Origin of the sequence: Edaphosphingomonas laterariae (genome assembly GCF_900188165.1) — a bacterium.
GTDB classification, from domain to species: Bacteria; Pseudomonadota; Alphaproteobacteria; order Sphingomonadales; family Sphingomonadaceae; genus Sphingomonas_E; species Sphingomonas_E laterariae.
Genome location: NZ_FZOS01000036.1, coordinates 1 through 14,533, shown reverse-complemented (window position 1 = coordinate 14,533; position 14,533 = coordinate 1). Strand labels below are relative to the sequence as shown.

The window sequence follows — 14,533 nt, the reverse complement described above, 5'->3', positions numbered from 1 at the left end:
GACGGCTGGCCGATGCTCGTCCCAGGATGGATTCAATATTCTGAGCGAGAGGACGGCATGAGCATCACCCTATCCCACCGCGGCATCTGCGTCAGCGATCTGGAAGCGTCGACCCGCTTCTATCGCGAGGCACTGGGCTTCGAACCCTATGCCGATCATGGCGTGGTCGAAGGCCCGGCGATGGAACAGACGATGGAGATGCCGGGCGTGCGGCTCCATGCGGTGATGCTGCGCCATCCCGATGGCCCGGTGATCGAACTGCTCCACTTCCTCGCCCCGCCGGCCTTCGGCCCGCGCGAGCGCCGGTCGACGATCCAGTATGGGCTGGTGCACCTGTCCTTCCGCGTCGACGACATGGATGCGGCGGCGGCGCGGCTGAAGGCGGCGGGCGGCCATGTGTTCGAGGAGACGCGCGCGCGCTTCGACGCGGGTGGCACGACGATGCTCTATTGCACCGATCCCGATGGCGTGCGGATCGAACTGATGCAGATGGACGGGCAGCCGGCCGGCTTTTCGCATTCGGGCATCTGCGTCGAGAATGTCGACAAGGCGATGCCTTATTATGAAGCGATGGGCTTTGCCCCGGCCGAGAATTATGTGCTCGACGGCGGGTTCGACTGGCTGGCGACGGTGAACGAGATTCCGGGCATCAAGCTGCGCGCGCAGATGATGCGCGACGCGGCCGGCAACACCATCGAGCTTCTGGAAACGATCGAACCGCAATCCTTCGGCCCGCGCGAACGCCGGCCGCTCAACCAATATGGGCTGACCCATATCGCCTTCTGGGTGGACGACGTGGACGCCGAAGCCGCGCGGCTGGAGGCGGCCGGCGGCAGCTGGGTGGCGGCGGCGCGCATCGTGACGCCCGGAATCGAACTGCACCACGGCGCCGACCGGGATGGCGTGCGGATCGAATTGATGCGGGCGATCACCGCCTGAGCTTTCCTGTGGCGCTGGCGTGGCGCAGGCGCTTTGGCGTCGGCGCCACGCGGTGGTAAAATGGGCGGCGATGGGGATGGAGGCGATGATGCGCATACCCGGCCCGGCCACCGCCCGTGCTTTATCGGCCCTGCTGTTGCTGCTGGCGACGGCGGACCTTCCCGCCCGTGCCGCGACCGACTGGGCGGCGGCGGAGCGGATCGATATCACGCTGAGCAACTTCGCTTTCACGCCCGTTACCATGCACTTGCGCGCCGGCCAGCCTTATCGGCTCCACTTCGTCAACGCAGGGTCGGGCGGGCACAATTTCGCGGCGCAGGATTTCTTCGCCCGGGCCAGCTATCCGAGCGGGGTCGGCCCCGATGGCGGCAAGGTGGAACTGGCCAAGGGCGCCAGCGCCGATGTGTCGCTGATCCCGGTCGCCGGCCGCTACAAGGCCAAATGCACCCATTTCATGCATTCGACGCTGGGCATGGCGGGCGAAATCATCGTCGAGTGACGCGCCGGTTTCAGGCCGGGGCAACCGGCGGCAGGCCGAGGCGCGGTATGTCGATCGCGGGGCACCGATCCATCACGACTTTCAGTCCGGCGGCTTCGGCGCGCGCGGCGGCGGCGTGGTTGATGACGCCCAATTGCATCCACACCGCCTTGGCCCCAATCGCGATTGCCTGATCCACGGCCTCGCCCGCCGCTTCGGGGCGGCGGAAGATATCGACCATGTCGATCGGATCACCGAGTTGCGCCAGTTCGCGCCAGACGAATTCGCCATGGACATGTTCGCCGGTGATCTGCGGGTTGACCGGGATCACCCGATAGCCGTGCGCCTGCAGGAAGCGCATCACCCCGTAGCTGGGCCGATCCGGCCGGTCGGACGCGCCGACCAGCGCGATGGTGCGCGTTTCGGACAGAAGCCGGGCGATATCTTCGTCGGATGTAAGTGGCATCGGCGTGTCTCCTTCATCCCCGCTGGTAGCAAGGATCAGAACTTAGGAGACGCCTTTGCGTTCAACCAGCCCATCAGCGCGCCGGCAATGTCGAGGAAGGGCTGGGCCACCGCCTCGCCCGAGGCCGCTGGCGGCTGGCCGGCGTCCGATGCCTTGCGGATCGCGATTTCCAGCGGCACCCGGCCGATGAACGGAACCTCCAGTTCGGCGGCGGCGGCTTCTGCCCCGCCAGCGCCGAAAGGATCGCTCACCTCGCCGCAATGCGGGCAGGCATAGCCGGCCATATTCTCGACCACGCCGACGATCGGCACGGTCGCCTGTTGGAACAGATCGATCGCGCGGGTGGCGTCGATCAGCGCCAGATCCTGCGGGGTGGAGACGATGATCGCGCCCGCCGGCTTGTGCTTCTGGATCAGCGACAGCTGGACGTCGCCGGTGCCGGGCGGCAGATCGACGATCAGGATTTCGACATCGCCCCAATCGGCATCGATGAGCTGGCCGAGCGCGTTGCCCGCCATCGGCCCGCGCCACGCGATCGCCTGGCCGGGCTTCACCAGATGCGCCATCGACAGCATCGGCACGCCGAAACGGGTGGCGATGGGCAGGAGGCGCTGGCCTTCGGCTTCGGGGCGCTGGCCCTCGCTCGCCATCAGCCGTGCCTGCGACGGGCCATAGATATCGGCATCGACCAGCCCGACCTTCATGCCGAGCCGCTTGAGCGCGATCGCGATATTGGCCGAAACCGTCGACTTGCCGACGCCGCCCTTGCCCGATCCGACCACGATCAGCTTGCGTGCGGTCTTTTCCGCCGTCATCGCGATGCGCACGTCGCGCAGCCCATCGAGCCCGATCAGCTTGCCACGAATTGCGCGCTCGATCGCGGCGCGATCATCCGCCGACAGGCCGGTGACGTCGAGGATCACGCTTGCCGTGCGATCGGCCATGTTGACGCGCGGCGGCGCGGCGCGGCCGCTGGCGATCAGGCCCTGGCCGGTGGCCGGATCGGCGATGGTGTCGAGGGCGGCGGCGAAGGGATCGGGGCTGTTCATGGCCCAGCGCCATAAGCCTTCATCGCGTGCGGTTGAAGGGCAAAGCGGCCGCATGAATCAAGACGTTGGGTTACAATCCGCGGAGGGCACTGTTTTTCCGCGAATCGCTACCTATAATGACGCCCATGCAACAGAATTCCGGCCCGTCCGCTTCGTCGATCGCCAACCTGAACGAAAGCGGCGGGGGTGGCCCGTGGGGCGGCGGATCAGGCGGCAGTGGTGGTAGCGGCGGCGGCGGCGGAGATGGCGGCGGCCTCGGCCCGCGCAATCCGTGGAACCAGCCGCCCGGCCGGCGGCCCGGCGGCGGCAAGGGGCAGGGGCCCAGCGCGCTCGACGAATTGCTGCGCCGTAGCCGCGAAAAGATGGGCGGCCCGGGCGGCGGCATGGGCGGCGTTCCCGAATTTGGCGGCAAGCCGCTGTGGTTCTGGGGCATCATCGCCTTCATCGCCATGTGGCTGGCCTTCACCAGCATCCACACGATCGGCCCGCAGCAGCGCGGCGTCGTCACGCTGTTCGGCTCTTACGCGCGGACGATGGGCACCGGCCTCAACTTCTCGCTGCCGGCGCCGATCGAGATCGTGCAGAAGGTGGATGTCGACGAAATTCGCACGGTCGACATCGGTTCGACCAGCGAATCGGTGGAAAATCTGGTGCTGACCGGCGACCAGAACATCGTCGACCTCGCTTATTCGGCGCGCTGGAACATCCGCGATCCCGAACTTTATCTGTTCGAACTGGCCGATCCCGAGGACACGATCAAGGAAGTGGCCGAGAGCGCGATGCGCGAGGAACTGGCCCGCGTGACGCTGAACGATGCGATCGGCCCGCAGCGCAGCCAGATCGAATCGCGCGTTGCCGCGCGGATGCAGGAACTGCTCGACAGCTATCGTGCCGGCGTTGCCGTGCAGGGCGTGGCGATCAAGCAGGCCGACCCGCCGGCCGCCGTGAACGACGCCTTCAAGGAAGTGACCGCGGCGCAGCAGCTCGCCCAGTCCTTCCTCAACCAGGCGCGTGCTTATGCGATGCAGAAGACCGCGCAGGCCTCGGGCGAGGCGCAGGCCTTCGACAAGGTTTATGCCGAATATCGGCTGGCGCCCGAAGTGACCCGCCGGCGCATGTATTATGAGACGATGGAGAAGGTTCTGGCCAAGACGGACAAGACGGTGATCGAGGCGAACGGCGTGCAGCCTTATCTGCCGCTCTCGCAAGTGCGCCGGCCGGAGCCCGCCGCGACGCCCGCGCCCGCGCAGGGGGCCGCACGATGAGCCCGGTCGAACGTCTCGGCCGCGCGCCTTATGCGCTGGCGGTGCTGGCGCTCGTCGTCCTCGTCGCGCTGATCATGTGCGTGAAGGTGGTGCCTGAAACCAAGCAGGCGCTGATCGTCCGCTTCGGCCAGCCGGTGAAGGTGGCCAACCGCTACCATGCCAATGAGGAATTCGGCCGCACGGGTGCGGGCCTGTTGTTCCGCATCCCCTTCGTCGAACAGATCATCTGGGTCGACAAGCGCGTGCTCGATTTCGACATGCAGCGCCAGGCGGTGCTGTCGACCGATCAGCTCCGGCTCGAGGTCGATGCCTTCGCGCGGTACCGCATCGTCGATCCGCGCCGCATGTATGTGTCGGCGGGCAGCGAGAAGCGCGTCGGCGAGGCGCTTCGCCCGATCCTCGGCTCGGCACTGCGCAACGAGCTCGGCAAGCGGCCCTTCGCCGCGCTGCTCAGCCCCGAGCGCGGGCAGGTGATGGACAATATCCAGAACGCGCTGGCCCGTGTCGCCCGTCAATATGGCGCGGAGATCGTCGACGTGCGGATCAAGCGCGCCGACCTGCCGAGCGGCACCCCGCTCGAAAGCGCCTTCCAGCGGATGCGCACCGCGCGCCAGCAGGAGGCCCGGTCGATCGAGGCCGAGGGCCGCAAGCAGGCGCAGCTCATCACCAGCGAAGCCGATGCCAATGCCGCCCGCGTCTATGCGGAAAGCTTCGGCAAGGATCCCGACTTCTACAATTTCTACCGCGCGATGCAGTCCTACCGCGTCACCTTCGGCACCGACGGGAACGAAGCGGCGGGCGGATCTTCGGTGATCCTGTCGCCGGACAACGAATATCTGCGTGAATTCCGCGGAAGAAAGTGAGGCGCGGCGGGCGTCTATTCAATTGACGTTCAGCCAGCGCTTCGCACCTAATGCGGGCCCGCACGACGCCGGAATGACCAGATCGGCGTGCGGGTGGAATATCTGAGGAGGTCTGCCATCGTGCGATACGCTTATGCCATCACTGCCGCCCTGCTCGCCGGCGGGGCTTCCGCGACGATGGTGCTGCAGCAGCCCGTGGGCGCGCAGGTTGCCCAGAACGCGCCGGGCCAGATCCAGGCGACCGCGCCTCGCCCGGGCGCGCCGCTGAGCTTCGCCGATCTTGCGGCCAAGCTGCAGCCGGCGGTGGTGAACATTTCCACCACCCAGCGCGTGCAGCTGCAGAATCAGAACCCCTTTGCCGGCACGCCGTTCGGCGATCTGTTCGGCCGCTTCGGCCAGGGCGGCGGCGGCGGCGATGGCCAGCCGGTCACGCGCGAAGCCACGTCGTTGGGTTCGGGCTTCATCATTTCGGCGGACGGCTATGTCGTCACCAACAACCATGTGATTTCGGGCGGCGCGCAGGGGCGCGGCGTGGTGAGCTCGGTCGTCGATTCGATCACCGTCACGCTGCCCGATCGCACCGAATATAAGGCGCGCGTCGTCGGCCGGGATCCCTATTCGGATCTCGCGCTGCTGAAGATCGAGAGCAAGAATCCCTTCCCCTTCGTGCAGTTCGGCGATTCGACGCGGACCCGCGTGGGTGACTGGGTGGTCGCGATCGGCAACCCCTTCGGCCTGGGTGGCACCGTGACGGCGGGCATCGTATCCGCGCTGCACCGTTCGATCAGCGGCGGCGCCTATGATCGCTACATCCAGACCGACGCGTCGATCAATCAGGGCAATTCGGGTGGCCCGATGTTCGATCTCGGCGGCAATGTGATCGGCATCAACACCGCGATCTTTTCGCCCACCGGCGGCAATGTCGGCATCGGCTTCGCCATTCCGGCGGAGCAGGCGCGACCGGTGATCGAGCAGCTCAAGAATGGCGGCAAGGTCAAGCGCGGCTATCTGGGCGTCGGCATCCAGCCGATGAGCGAGGATATCGCCGCCGGCCTCGGCCTGCCCAAGGATCGCGGCGAAATCGTCAGCCGGGTCGAACCGGGCGAGGCGGCGGCGCGTGCCGGCATCCGCCAGGGCGACGTGATCGTGAAGGTCAACAACCGCGAAGTCACGCCCGATGAGACGCTGAGCTATATCGTCGCCAACACGCCGGTCGGCACGCGCATGCCGATCGAGCTGATCCGGCAGGGCAAGCGGATCACGGTGACGGCGGTTGTGGGTGAGCGCCCGGCGGAAGACCAGCTGGCTGCCAATGATGGCGGCGACGAGGATTCGGCGACGCCGGCGCCGAGCGCGCAATCGACCCGTGAGTCGATCGGCCTCGCGTTGCAGGCGTTGACCCCCGATGTCGCGCGCCAGCTTGGCGTGCCGGCGACCACGCGCGGCGTGGTGGTGAGCCAGGTCGACCCGAACAGTGATGCCGCGCAGGAAGGCATCCAGCGTGGCGACATCATCCTGTCGATCAACCAGCAGCCGGTGGCGGCGCCCGCCGATGCGGCGGCGGCGGTGGAGGCCACGCGCAAGTCCGGCCGCGCCACGGCGCTGCTGTTCATCCAGCGCGGCAACGGCACGCCGCGCTATATCGGGGTGAAGATCAACAGCCCGAAATGATCGCTGCGATTGCCTAAATCCCATCGTCATGCTGAACTTGCTTCGGCGTGACGATGGAGTTTGAAGCGATGGCCGATGCGACGGGGATCTTTATCGGCGCGAGCCCGGAAGCGGGGCCGCAGGAACTGAATCTCCGCCGCGCCAATCGCCACGGGCTCGTCGCCGGGGCCACCGGCACCGGCAAGACGGTGACGCTGCAGGGGATTGCCGAAGGATTTTCCAGGGCCGGCGTTCCGGTGTTCGTCGCCGATGTGAAGGGCGATCTTTCCGGCATGGCCCTGGCCGGATCGCCGACCGACAAGCTGCATGATGTGTGGGCCGCGCGCGCGGCGGAAATCGGCTATTCCGACTGGGCCTATGCCGACAATCCCGTGCTGTTCTGGGATCTGTTCGGTGAACAGGGCCACCCCATCCGCACCACCATTTCCGAAATGGGGCCGCTGCTGCTCGCCCGGCTGATGGGGCTGAACGACGTGCAGGAAGGCGTGCTTTCGATCGCCTTCCGCATCGCCGACGAACAAGGGTGGCTGCTGCTCGATCTGGGCGATCTGCAGGCGATGCTGGTCTATCTGGCGGAGAATGCCGCCGAACTGACCACGCGCTACGGCAATGTCACCAAGCAGAGCGTGGGTTCGATCCAGCGGCAGTTGCTGCAGCTGGAAAGCCAGGGCGGTGATCGCTTCTTCGGCGAACCCGCGCTGGAGATCGCCGATTTCATCAGCCTTGACGATCAGGGGCGCGGCACGATCAACGTGCTGGCGGCGGACAAGCTGATGGCCAGCCCCAAGCTCTATGCCACCTTCCTGCTCTGGCTGTTGTCCGAACTGTTCGAGACGCTGCCCGAGGTGGGCGACCCGGACAAGCCGAAGCTGGTCTTCTTCTTCGACGAGGCCCATCTGCTGTTCGATGAGGCGCCCGATGCACTGCTCGACAAGATCGAGCAGGTCGTGCGGCTGATCCGGTCCAAGGGGGTCGGCGTCTATTTCATCACGCAAAACCCGATCGACATTCCCGAGAAGGTGGCCGGCCAGCTCGGCAACCGGGTGCAGCACGCGCTGCGCGCCTTCACCCCGCGCGATCAGAAGGCGGTAAAATCGGCGGCGGAAACCTTCCGCGCCAACCCCGATGTGGATGTCGCGACGGTGATCACCGAACTGAAGGTCGGCGAGGCGCTGGTGTCCTTGCTGCAGGCCGATGGCGCACCGTCGCCCGTGCAGCGGACGCTGATCAAGCCGCCTTCGGCGCGGGTTGGGCCGCTCAGCGCGAAGGAGCGGGCGATCATCCGCTCCACGTCGCCGCTCGACGGCAAATATGACACGGCGGTCGATCGTGAATCGGCCGAGGAGATCCTGGCGGCGAAGGCCGGCGAGGCGGCGGCTGCAGCGGCCGAAGCGAAGGCGGCGGACGCGCAGGCGAAGCTCGACGCGGCCCAGGCCAAGGAGGACGAAAAGGCCCGCGTCGCGGCCGAGCGCGAGGCCGCAAGGACAGCCAAGGAAGCCGAACGCGCGCGGTTGGCTGCGGAACGTGAAGCCGCGCGCGAGGCGGCGCGACAGGCGCGTGAGGATGCCAAGCCGAGCGCCTGGGACAAGGCCGTCACCTCGGCCACGCGATCCGCCTCCTCCTCGATCGGTCGCCAGATGGCGAACGAGCTGGGCCGCCAGATTTTTGGCGGCAGCGGGCGCAAGTCGTCCGGTGGCGGCATCGCCGGGCAGTTGGTGCGCGGCATATTGGGCGGATTGTTCAAGGGCTGAGGGCCGGCGGCGCGCCCGCCGGGAGGAGGGGCGATGGGGTTGCTCGCATTATGCGTGTTGCTGCAGGCGGCGGTGCCGGTGCCCGACGCGGGTGCATTGGCCGGCTATTATAATGGTTCGCAGGCGGAGCTGGCGGCGGAACTGTTGCTGCACCCCGACGGCCGTTTCGAATATGGCCTGGCTTATGGCGCCCTGGACGAGGTGGCGGCGGGCCGCTGGACGGTGGTGGATGGCGCGGTGGCGCTGGACAGCGATCCCGTCCGCGCGCCGGCTTATAGCTTCACCGATCTCGGCCCCGAACCTGCCGGCCTTGTCGCGGCCAGGCTGATCGTGCCGCAGGGCATGGAGCCGCAATATTTCTCCTTCGTGCTGGTTGGCGATGGCATGGCGCCGATCGAACGGCAGGTGGGTCAGGGGGGCGATACCGAGATCGCCTATGATCCCGCGCATCCGCCGCGCGGCATCCATGTGATCCTGCCGGTCTACGATCTGGCCAGCAAGGAATTCCCCATCGATCTCAAAGCCGGCGGCCGGCGGATCGAGGTGCGGTTCACCCCCAATGATCTTGGTCGCGTCGCCTTTGACGACACCCGGCTCGGCATCGCCGAGGACGGTTTGCATTTCGAGCGGTTCGGCCGGGAGATCATCTTTCGCAAGCGCTGAAGTGGCCCCTATAAGGCGGGCATGACCACCATCTCCGCCGACCGGGATCATGTCGCTTCGGTCTCGCTGGCCACCGCCGCGCATGACCCACAGGATTTCGCCACGCGCCTTGGCCAATCCTTCGAAAGGCATGGCTTCGCGATCGTCGCCGATCATGGCATCGATGCGGATGTCATCGCGCGGGCCGACGCGGCCGCCCGCGCCTTCTTCGCCCTGCCCGATGCGGTGAAGCGCCAATATCATTTGCCCGGCACCGGCGGCGCGCGCGGTTATACGCCGTTCGGGCTGGAAACGGCCAAGGATGCCACCCAGTCGGACCTCAAGGAATTCTGGCATGTCGGGCGTGCGCTGCCGGCCGGGCATGCCTTCGCACCCTATATGCCGGCCAATCCGTGGCCAGCCGAGGTCATGGATTTCCACGCGAGCCAGATCGCCCTGTTCGATGCCTTCGATGCGACCGGCGGCAGGCTGCTGGCGGCGATAGCCCATTATCTCGGCATTGATGCCGGCTGGATGGCGGACAGCGTGCGCGACGGCAATTCGGTGCTAAGGCTGCTGCATTATCCGCCGGTTTCGCCCGACGCGCCCGGCATCCGCGCCGGGGCGCATGAAGATATCAACACGATCACGCTGCTGCTGGGCGCCGAGGAGGCGGGGCTGGAACTGCTCACCCGCGACGGGCAATGGCTGGCGGTGAAGCCGAAGCCGGGCGAACTGGTGGTCAATGTCGGCGATATGCTGCAGCGCCTGACCAATAATGTGCTGCGATCGACCACGCATCGCGTGCGCAACCCGGCGACCGAACGGCGCGGCTTCTCACGCTATTCGATGCCCTTCTTCCTGCATTTCCGCCCCGATTTCCTGATCGAAACGCTGCCGGGCTGCATGTCGGCGGAGCGGCCGGATCATTACCCCCAGCCGATCACCGCGAACGACTATCTGACGCAACGATTGCGTGAGATCAAACTACTGTAACGCTGTTGCAAAACACCGGCACTCCGGTCTAGCGATAGCGGTTCAATCCACCGTATGCGCCGGGGTCTGGGGGGATCGGGGCACGTGCGGTCCATAAGAGGACTGCCCAGACATCATGAAATTCCGGTCGCTGCTGCTTGCCTGCGCCATCGCCGCGCTGCCCCAGATTGCTTATGCCCAGGACGCCGACAAGGCGGACAAGAAGGTCGAAAAGCCTGAGGCCGCGGCGGACATTCCCGCTCCGACCGTGTCGGTCAGCAAGCATAGCGGCCGCTTCGGCGGGCAGACGATCAGCTACAAGGCGATCGCCGGCGAAACCTATCTGAAGGACAAGGACGGCAAGCCGCTCGCCTCGATCTACTCCACCTCCTACATCAAGGAAGGCAAGGTCGATCCCAATCGTCCGGTGATCTTCCTTTACAATGGCGGCCCGGGTTCGGGGTCGCTGTGGCTGCACATGGGCGCCTTTGGCCCCAAGCGCGTCGCCATCCCGTCGGACGCGCGCGACGATGGCGCACCGCCTTACCCGATCGTCGACAATCCCGAGAGCCTGCTCGACGTCGGCGACCTCGTCTTCATCGATCCGGTCGGCACCGGCTTTTCGCGCGCGCTCGGCAAGAAGGACCCCAAGGATTATTGGGGCGTCACCAAGGATGCCAAGTCGATTGCGGAATTCATCCGCCTGTGGCTGGCCGAACATGGCCGCTGGAACGCGCCCAAGTTCATCGGCGGCGAAAGCTATGGCACCACCCGTTCGGCGGCTTTGCTCAACGAACTGGAAGGCACCTATAACGACGTTTCGGTCAACGGCGTCATCCTGATCTCGACGATCCTCGACTTCGCGGCCGGCGCCGACACGCCCGGCAACGAGATGACCCATATCCTCAACGTGCCGTCGATGGCGGCGACCGCCTGGTATCACAACAAGGTCGCCAACCGCACCGCGACGGTGGAGGAGTTCGTGGCACAGGCGCGCACCTTCGCCGCCGGCCCCTATGCCACCGCGCTGCTCAAGGGCAACGCGCTGGGTGCCGAGGAACGGGCGAGCGTCCGCGCGGAGCTTTCGCGCTTCACGGGCCTTTCCGAAACCTTCCTCGATCGCGCCGATCTGCGCGTCCTGCCGGGCCGCTTCTACAAGGAATTGCTGCGCGATCGCGGGTTGACGGTGGGCCGGCTCGACAGCCGCTACACCGGCGTCGATTATGACTCGGCGGGCGAGGAGCCGGACAATGATCCGAGCTTCTATGGCATCGACGGCGCCTATGCGGCGGCGATGAACAGCTATGCGCGCGAAACGCTCGGCTTCAAGACGTCACACGATTATATCTCGATCGGTGGCGTGCGCGGCTGGGACTGGAAGCTGGAAAGCGCCGGCCGCGATCAGGAGGTCTATATGAACGTCGCGCCTTATATCGGTAAGGGCCTGCGCGAGAATAGCGGCCTCAGGATCTTCGTCGGCCAGGGCTATTATGATTTCGCGACGCCCTTCTTCGCGGCGGAATATTCGCTGTCGCGCACCGGCATGCCCAAGGACGGCCGCATCCAGTTCCATTATTATGAATCCGGGCACATGATGTATGTGCGCGAGGACGATCTGAGGAAGCTTTCCGCGGACGTGCGCCAGTTCATCCGCGCGCGCTGAGCGCGGGCCGGAACCGGGAAATGCTCAAGGGCGGCGGGGAAACCTGCCGCCCTTTTGCCTGATCTTTTGCCGGGCCTATCCCCGGCCGCGATAGGATGCGACGCCCTGATCGGGCACCCACAAGCCGGCGGGCGCCGGGCCGGACTGCCAGAACACGTCGATCGGCATGCCGCCGCGCGGATACCAATATCCGCCGATCCGCAGCCATTGCGGCTTCATCTCGTCAAACAGCCGCTGGCCGATGCCGACGGTGCAATCCTCGTGGAAGGCACGATGGTTGCGGAAGCTCGACAGGAACAGCTTGAGCGACTTGGATTCGACGATCGTCTCGGCCGGCGCGTAATCGATCACCAGATGCGCGAAATCGGGCTGGCCGGTGACCGGGCAGAGCGACGTGAACTCGGGCGCGGCGAAGCGCACGAGATAGAGGCTGCCGACGCGCGGATTGGGCACATAATCGAGCACCGCTTCTTCGGGAGAATTGGGCTGGACGCTCGCCTGGCCAAGATGGATCGGGTTCATCGCCCCCAACTAGGGAGGGGCGCGCCGGTTCGCAACCTCGCGCCGCGCGGGGCGATGGGCTAGGGAGGCGCGAAAGGAGCGAGCGATGGACCCACTGGTTTCCACCGAATGGCTGGCCGGCGAGCTTGGCGCGAGTGATCTGAAGCTGATCGACGCGAGCTATTTTCCGCTCGATCCCACCCGCGATCCGGCGGCCGAATATGAGGCGGGGCATATTCCGGGCGCGGTGTTCATGGGCCTCGCCGGGCTCGTCGACACCAATTCGCCGCTGCCCGGCATGTTACCGCCGGCCGAAAAATTCGCCAGCCGCGCGGCGGCGATGGGCGTGGGCGATGGATGCCGGGTCGTGCTCTATGACGCGACGGCGCACCGCACCTCGGCGCGCGCCTGGTGGATGTTCCGCACCTTCGGCAAGAATGCGGTCGCGATCCTCGACGGTGGCCTGCAGAAATGGCGGGCGGAGGGGCGGCCGCTGGAAGCCGGTGTGGGCACGCCCCGCCAACGCCATTTCACCGCGTGGAAGGATGAAGGCCGCGTCCGCGATCTCGGGCAGATGCTCGCCAATGTCGATAGCGGCGCCGAGCAGGTGGTGGATGCGCGTGGCGCGAAACGCTTCACGGGCGAGGAAGGCGATCCGCGCGGGCTGGCGCCGGGGCATATTCCGGGATCGCGCAGCCTGCCGATGGACCGGATGCTCAATGCCGACGGCACCTTCAAGGACGAAGCCGGCATCCGCGCCGAATTCGCGGCGGCGGGCGTCGATCTCGCCCGGCCGATGATCACCACCTGCGGATCGGGCGTGACGGCGGCGACGCTGCTCTTCTCCGCGCATCTGATCGGCAAGGACGATGTGGCGCTCTACGATGGATCGTGGAGCGAATGGGGCATGCGCCCCGATACGCCCAAAGCGACAGGACCGGCATGAACGACGAGAATGATGTGCGCCCCGCGACGCGGGTGATCGCGGCGGGGCGACGCAAGGAATGGACGCAAGGTGTGGTCAACACGCCGGTGTGGCGCGCATCGACCATCCTGTTCGATACGGTGGCCGATCTGCGCGCGGCGAATGCCAGCCCCAATGATCGCCTCTATTACGGCCGGCGCGGCACGCCGACCCAATGGTCGCTGGCCGATGCGCTGACCGGGCTGGAGCCGGGCGCGGCCGGCACGATGCTCTATCCGTCGGGCGTGGCGGCGGTGGCGATGGCGCTGCTCAGCGTGCTCAAGCCGGGCGACGAACTGCTGATGGTCGATTCGACCTATGAACCGACGCGCGCCTTCTGCCGCAACGTGCTGGCGCCGATGGGCATTGCGACGCGTTTTTATGATCCGCTGGCCGGCGCCGCGATCGCCGATCTGTTCCAGGAAAATACGCGCGCCGTGTTCATGGAAAGCCCCGGCAGCCTGACCTTCGAGGTGCAGGACGTGCCGGCGATCTGCGCGGCGGCGAAGGCGCGTGGCATCGTTACCCTGATCGACAATACCTGGGCGACGCCGCTTTTCTTTCCGGCGATCGGCCATGGCGTCGATCTGACGATCCTGGCCTGCACCAAATATATCGTCGGCCATTCGGATGCGATGCTGGGATCGGTGACGGCGGTGCCCGAACATTTCGAGGCGCTGCGGCGCACGACGCACCAGTTCGGCCAGCATGTCGCGCCGGACGATGCCGCGCTCGGCAGTCGTGGCCTGCGCACGCTCGATGTCCGGCTGCGGCAGCACCAGGCCGGCGCGCTTGAGGTTGCGCGCTGGCTGGAGACGCATCCCGGCGTCGCGCGCGTCTTTCATCCCGCGCTGCCCACATGCCCCGGCCACGAACATTGGCGGCGCGATTTCCGGGGTTCGACCGGTCTGTTCGCCTTCGCCATGGCGGGTGGAGACGATGCCGCGCGGGTGCGGCTGATCGACGGGCTCGATCATTTCGGCATCGGCTTTTCATGGGGCGGCTTTGAAAGCCTGGCGCTTCCGGTGGACCCCGCGCCGATTCGCAGCGCGACCAAATGGCAGGCGGCGGGGCCGCTGGTGCGGCTGCATATCGGCCTTGAGGGTCCGGCGGACCTGATCGCCGATCTTGAGCGCGGACTGGATCGCTTCGTTGCCGAAGGGGCCGGCGCGAAGGCCTAGAGCAGTTTTCGATCCGACTGCGCCGGCCCGAATGCTCTAGGCTGTAGTGACGATTTAATTATTTGATCCAGAGCATGATGCTGGCGAGTTTGACGAAGCCGAGGAAGTTGGCGGCGAGCTTGTCG

Annotated in this window: 14 protein-coding genes; 11 read left to right on the top strand and 3 right to left on the bottom strand. The window is 66.4% G+C overall.

The features are described 5' to 3' along the window. Nucleotides 1-57 precede the first annotated feature (57 nt). Together CHB74_RS18860 and CHB74_RS18855 are read left to right on the top strand one after the other, a co-directional pair. A complete protein-coding gene (locus CHB74_RS18860) occupies nucleotides 58-939 on the top strand; it encodes a VOC family protein (RefSeq protein WP_179220924.1) in 882 nt (293 codons plus the stop codon). Nucleotides 940-958: 19 nt separating this feature from the next. Beyond that, nucleotides 959-1,438, top strand: coding sequence for a cupredoxin domain-containing protein (locus CHB74_RS18855; RefSeq protein WP_144033857.1), 480 nt, complete (start codon nucleotides 959-961; stop codon nucleotides 1,436-1,438). Nucleotides 1,439-1,448: 10 nt separating this feature from the next. Here CHB74_RS18855 and CHB74_RS18850 read toward each other — a convergent pair whose 3' ends face one another. Next, nucleotides 1,449-1,883, bottom strand: a complete 435-nt coding sequence (locus CHB74_RS18850; protein ID WP_089221057.1) for a CoA-binding protein — start codon at nucleotides 1,881-1,883, stop codon at nucleotides 1,449-1,451. Between the two features lie 35 nt (nucleotides 1,884-1,918). Continuing rightward, nucleotides 1,919-2,932, bottom strand: a complete 1,014-nt coding sequence (locus tag CHB74_RS18845; protein ID WP_089221056.1) for an Mrp/NBP35 family ATP-binding protein — start codon at nucleotides 2,930-2,932, stop codon at nucleotides 1,919-1,921. Between the two features lie 125 nt (nucleotides 2,933-3,057). Between CHB74_RS18845 and hflK the strand changes: the two genes are divergently transcribed. From hflK to CHB74_RS18810, 7 genes are all read left to right on the top strand, one after another. Further along, nucleotides 3,058-4,197 (top strand): FtsH protease activity modulator HflK, encoded by a 1,140-nt coding sequence (hflK, locus tag CHB74_RS18840; protein ID WP_179220922.1) that lies wholly within the window; start codon nucleotides 3,058-3,060, stop codon nucleotides 4,195-4,197. Then, entirely contained in the window at nucleotides 4,194-5,060 is an 867-nt protein-coding gene (hflC, locus tag CHB74_RS18835) for a protease modulator HflC (RefSeq protein ID WP_089221055.1), read from the top strand. The genes hflK and hflC overlap by 4 nt, the downstream gene beginning before the upstream one ends. A 120-nt stretch (nucleotides 5,061-5,180) precedes the next feature. Beyond that, nucleotides 5,181-6,731 carry a Do family serine endopeptidase gene (locus CHB74_RS18830; protein WP_089221054.1) on the top strand — a complete coding sequence of 517 codons (1,551 nt, stop codon included), beginning with the start codon at nucleotides 5,181-5,183 and terminating at the stop codon, nucleotides 6,729-6,731. 68 nt (nucleotides 6,732-6,799) lie between these two features. Further along, the gene (locus CHB74_RS18825; protein ID WP_089221070.1) at nucleotides 6,800-8,482 is read left to right on the top strand and encodes a helicase HerA-like domain-containing protein; all 1,683 of its coding nucleotides are present in this window, start codon (nucleotides 6,800-6,802) and stop codon (nucleotides 8,480-8,482) included. A 33-nt stretch (nucleotides 8,483-8,515) separates the two neighbouring features. After that, nucleotides 8,516-9,145 carry a hypothetical protein gene (locus tag CHB74_RS18820; RefSeq protein ID WP_089221053.1) on the top strand — a complete coding sequence of 210 codons (630 nt, stop codon included), beginning with the start codon at nucleotides 8,516-8,518 and terminating at the stop codon, nucleotides 9,143-9,145. Between the two features lie 21 nt (nucleotides 9,146-9,166). Next, nucleotides 9,167-10,120, top strand: coding sequence for an isopenicillin N synthase family dioxygenase (locus CHB74_RS18815; protein ID WP_089221052.1), 954 nt, complete (start codon nucleotides 9,167-9,169; stop codon nucleotides 10,118-10,120). Nucleotides 10,121-10,235: 115 nt separating this feature from the next. Next, the gene (locus tag CHB74_RS18810) at nucleotides 10,236-11,762 is read left to right on the top strand and encodes a S10 family peptidase (RefSeq protein ID WP_089221051.1); all 1,527 of its coding nucleotides are present in this window, start codon (nucleotides 10,236-10,238) and stop codon (nucleotides 11,760-11,762) included. 75 nt (nucleotides 11,763-11,837) lie between these two features. Here the strand turns inward: CHB74_RS18810 and queF are convergent, their stop codons facing one another. After that, nucleotides 11,838-12,284 carry a preQ(1) synthase gene (gene queF, locus CHB74_RS18805; protein WP_089221050.1) on the bottom strand — a complete coding sequence of 149 codons (447 nt, stop codon included), beginning with the start codon at nucleotides 12,282-12,284 and terminating at the stop codon, nucleotides 11,838-11,840. Between the two features lie 85 nt (nucleotides 12,285-12,369). On the opposite strand from queF, the gene CHB74_RS18800 reads away from it, so the two are divergent. Further along, a complete protein-coding gene (locus CHB74_RS18800) occupies nucleotides 12,370-13,209 on the top strand; it encodes a sulfurtransferase (RefSeq protein WP_089221049.1) in 840 nt (279 codons plus the stop codon). Then, nucleotides 13,206-14,408: a cystathionine beta-lyase gene (metC, locus tag CHB74_RS18795; RefSeq protein WP_089221048.1), complete on the top strand. Its 1,203-nt coding sequence runs from the start codon at nucleotides 13,206-13,208 to the stop codon at nucleotides 14,406-14,408. The genes CHB74_RS18800 and metC overlap by 4 nt, the downstream gene beginning before the upstream one ends. The last annotated feature ends 125 nt before the right edge of the window (nucleotides 14,409-14,533 follow it).

What these genes read in the sequence shown, in the direction of transcription:
- CHB74_RS18860 (WP_179220924.1), top strand. Translation starts at nt 58, where the DNA reads ATGAGCATCACCCTATCCCACCGCGGCATCTGCGTCAGCGATCTGGAA.
- CHB74_RS18850 (WP_089221057.1), bottom strand. Translation starts at nt 1,883, where the DNA reads ATGCCACTTACATCCGACGAAGATATCGCCCGGCTTCTGTCCGAAACG.
- CHB74_RS18845 (WP_089221056.1), bottom strand. Translation starts at nt 2,932, where the DNA reads ATGAACAGCCCCGATCCCTTCGCCGCCGCCCTCGACACCATCGCCGAT.
- hflK (WP_179220922.1), top strand. Translation starts at nt 3,058, where the DNA reads ATGCAACAGAATTCCGGCCCGTCCGCTTCGTCGATCGCCAACCTGAAC.
- hflC (WP_089221055.1), top strand. Translation starts at nt 4,194, where the DNA reads ATGAGCCCGGTCGAACGTCTCGGCCGCGCGCCTTATGCGCTGGCGGTG.
- CHB74_RS18825 (WP_089221070.1), top strand. Translation starts at nt 6,800, where the DNA reads ATGGCCGATGCGACGGGGATCTTTATCGGCGCGAGCCCGGAAGCGGGG.
- CHB74_RS18820 (WP_089221053.1), top strand. Translation starts at nt 8,516, where the DNA reads ATGGGGTTGCTCGCATTATGCGTGTTGCTGCAGGCGGCGGTGCCGGTG.
- CHB74_RS18815 (WP_089221052.1), top strand. Translation starts at nt 9,167, where the DNA reads ATGACCACCATCTCCGCCGACCGGGATCATGTCGCTTCGGTCTCGCTG.
- CHB74_RS18810 (WP_089221051.1), top strand. Translation starts at nt 10,236, where the DNA reads ATGAAATTCCGGTCGCTGCTGCTTGCCTGCGCCATCGCCGCGCTGCCC.
- queF (WP_089221050.1), bottom strand. Translation starts at nt 12,284, where the DNA reads ATGAACCCGATCCATCTTGGCCAGGCGAGCGTCCAGCCCAATTCTCCC.
- CHB74_RS18800 (WP_089221049.1), top strand. Translation starts at nt 12,370, where the DNA reads ATGGACCCACTGGTTTCCACCGAATGGCTGGCCGGCGAGCTTGGCGCG.
- metC (WP_089221048.1), top strand. Translation starts at nt 13,206, where the DNA reads ATGAACGACGAGAATGATGTGCGCCCCGCGACGCGGGTGATCGCGGCG.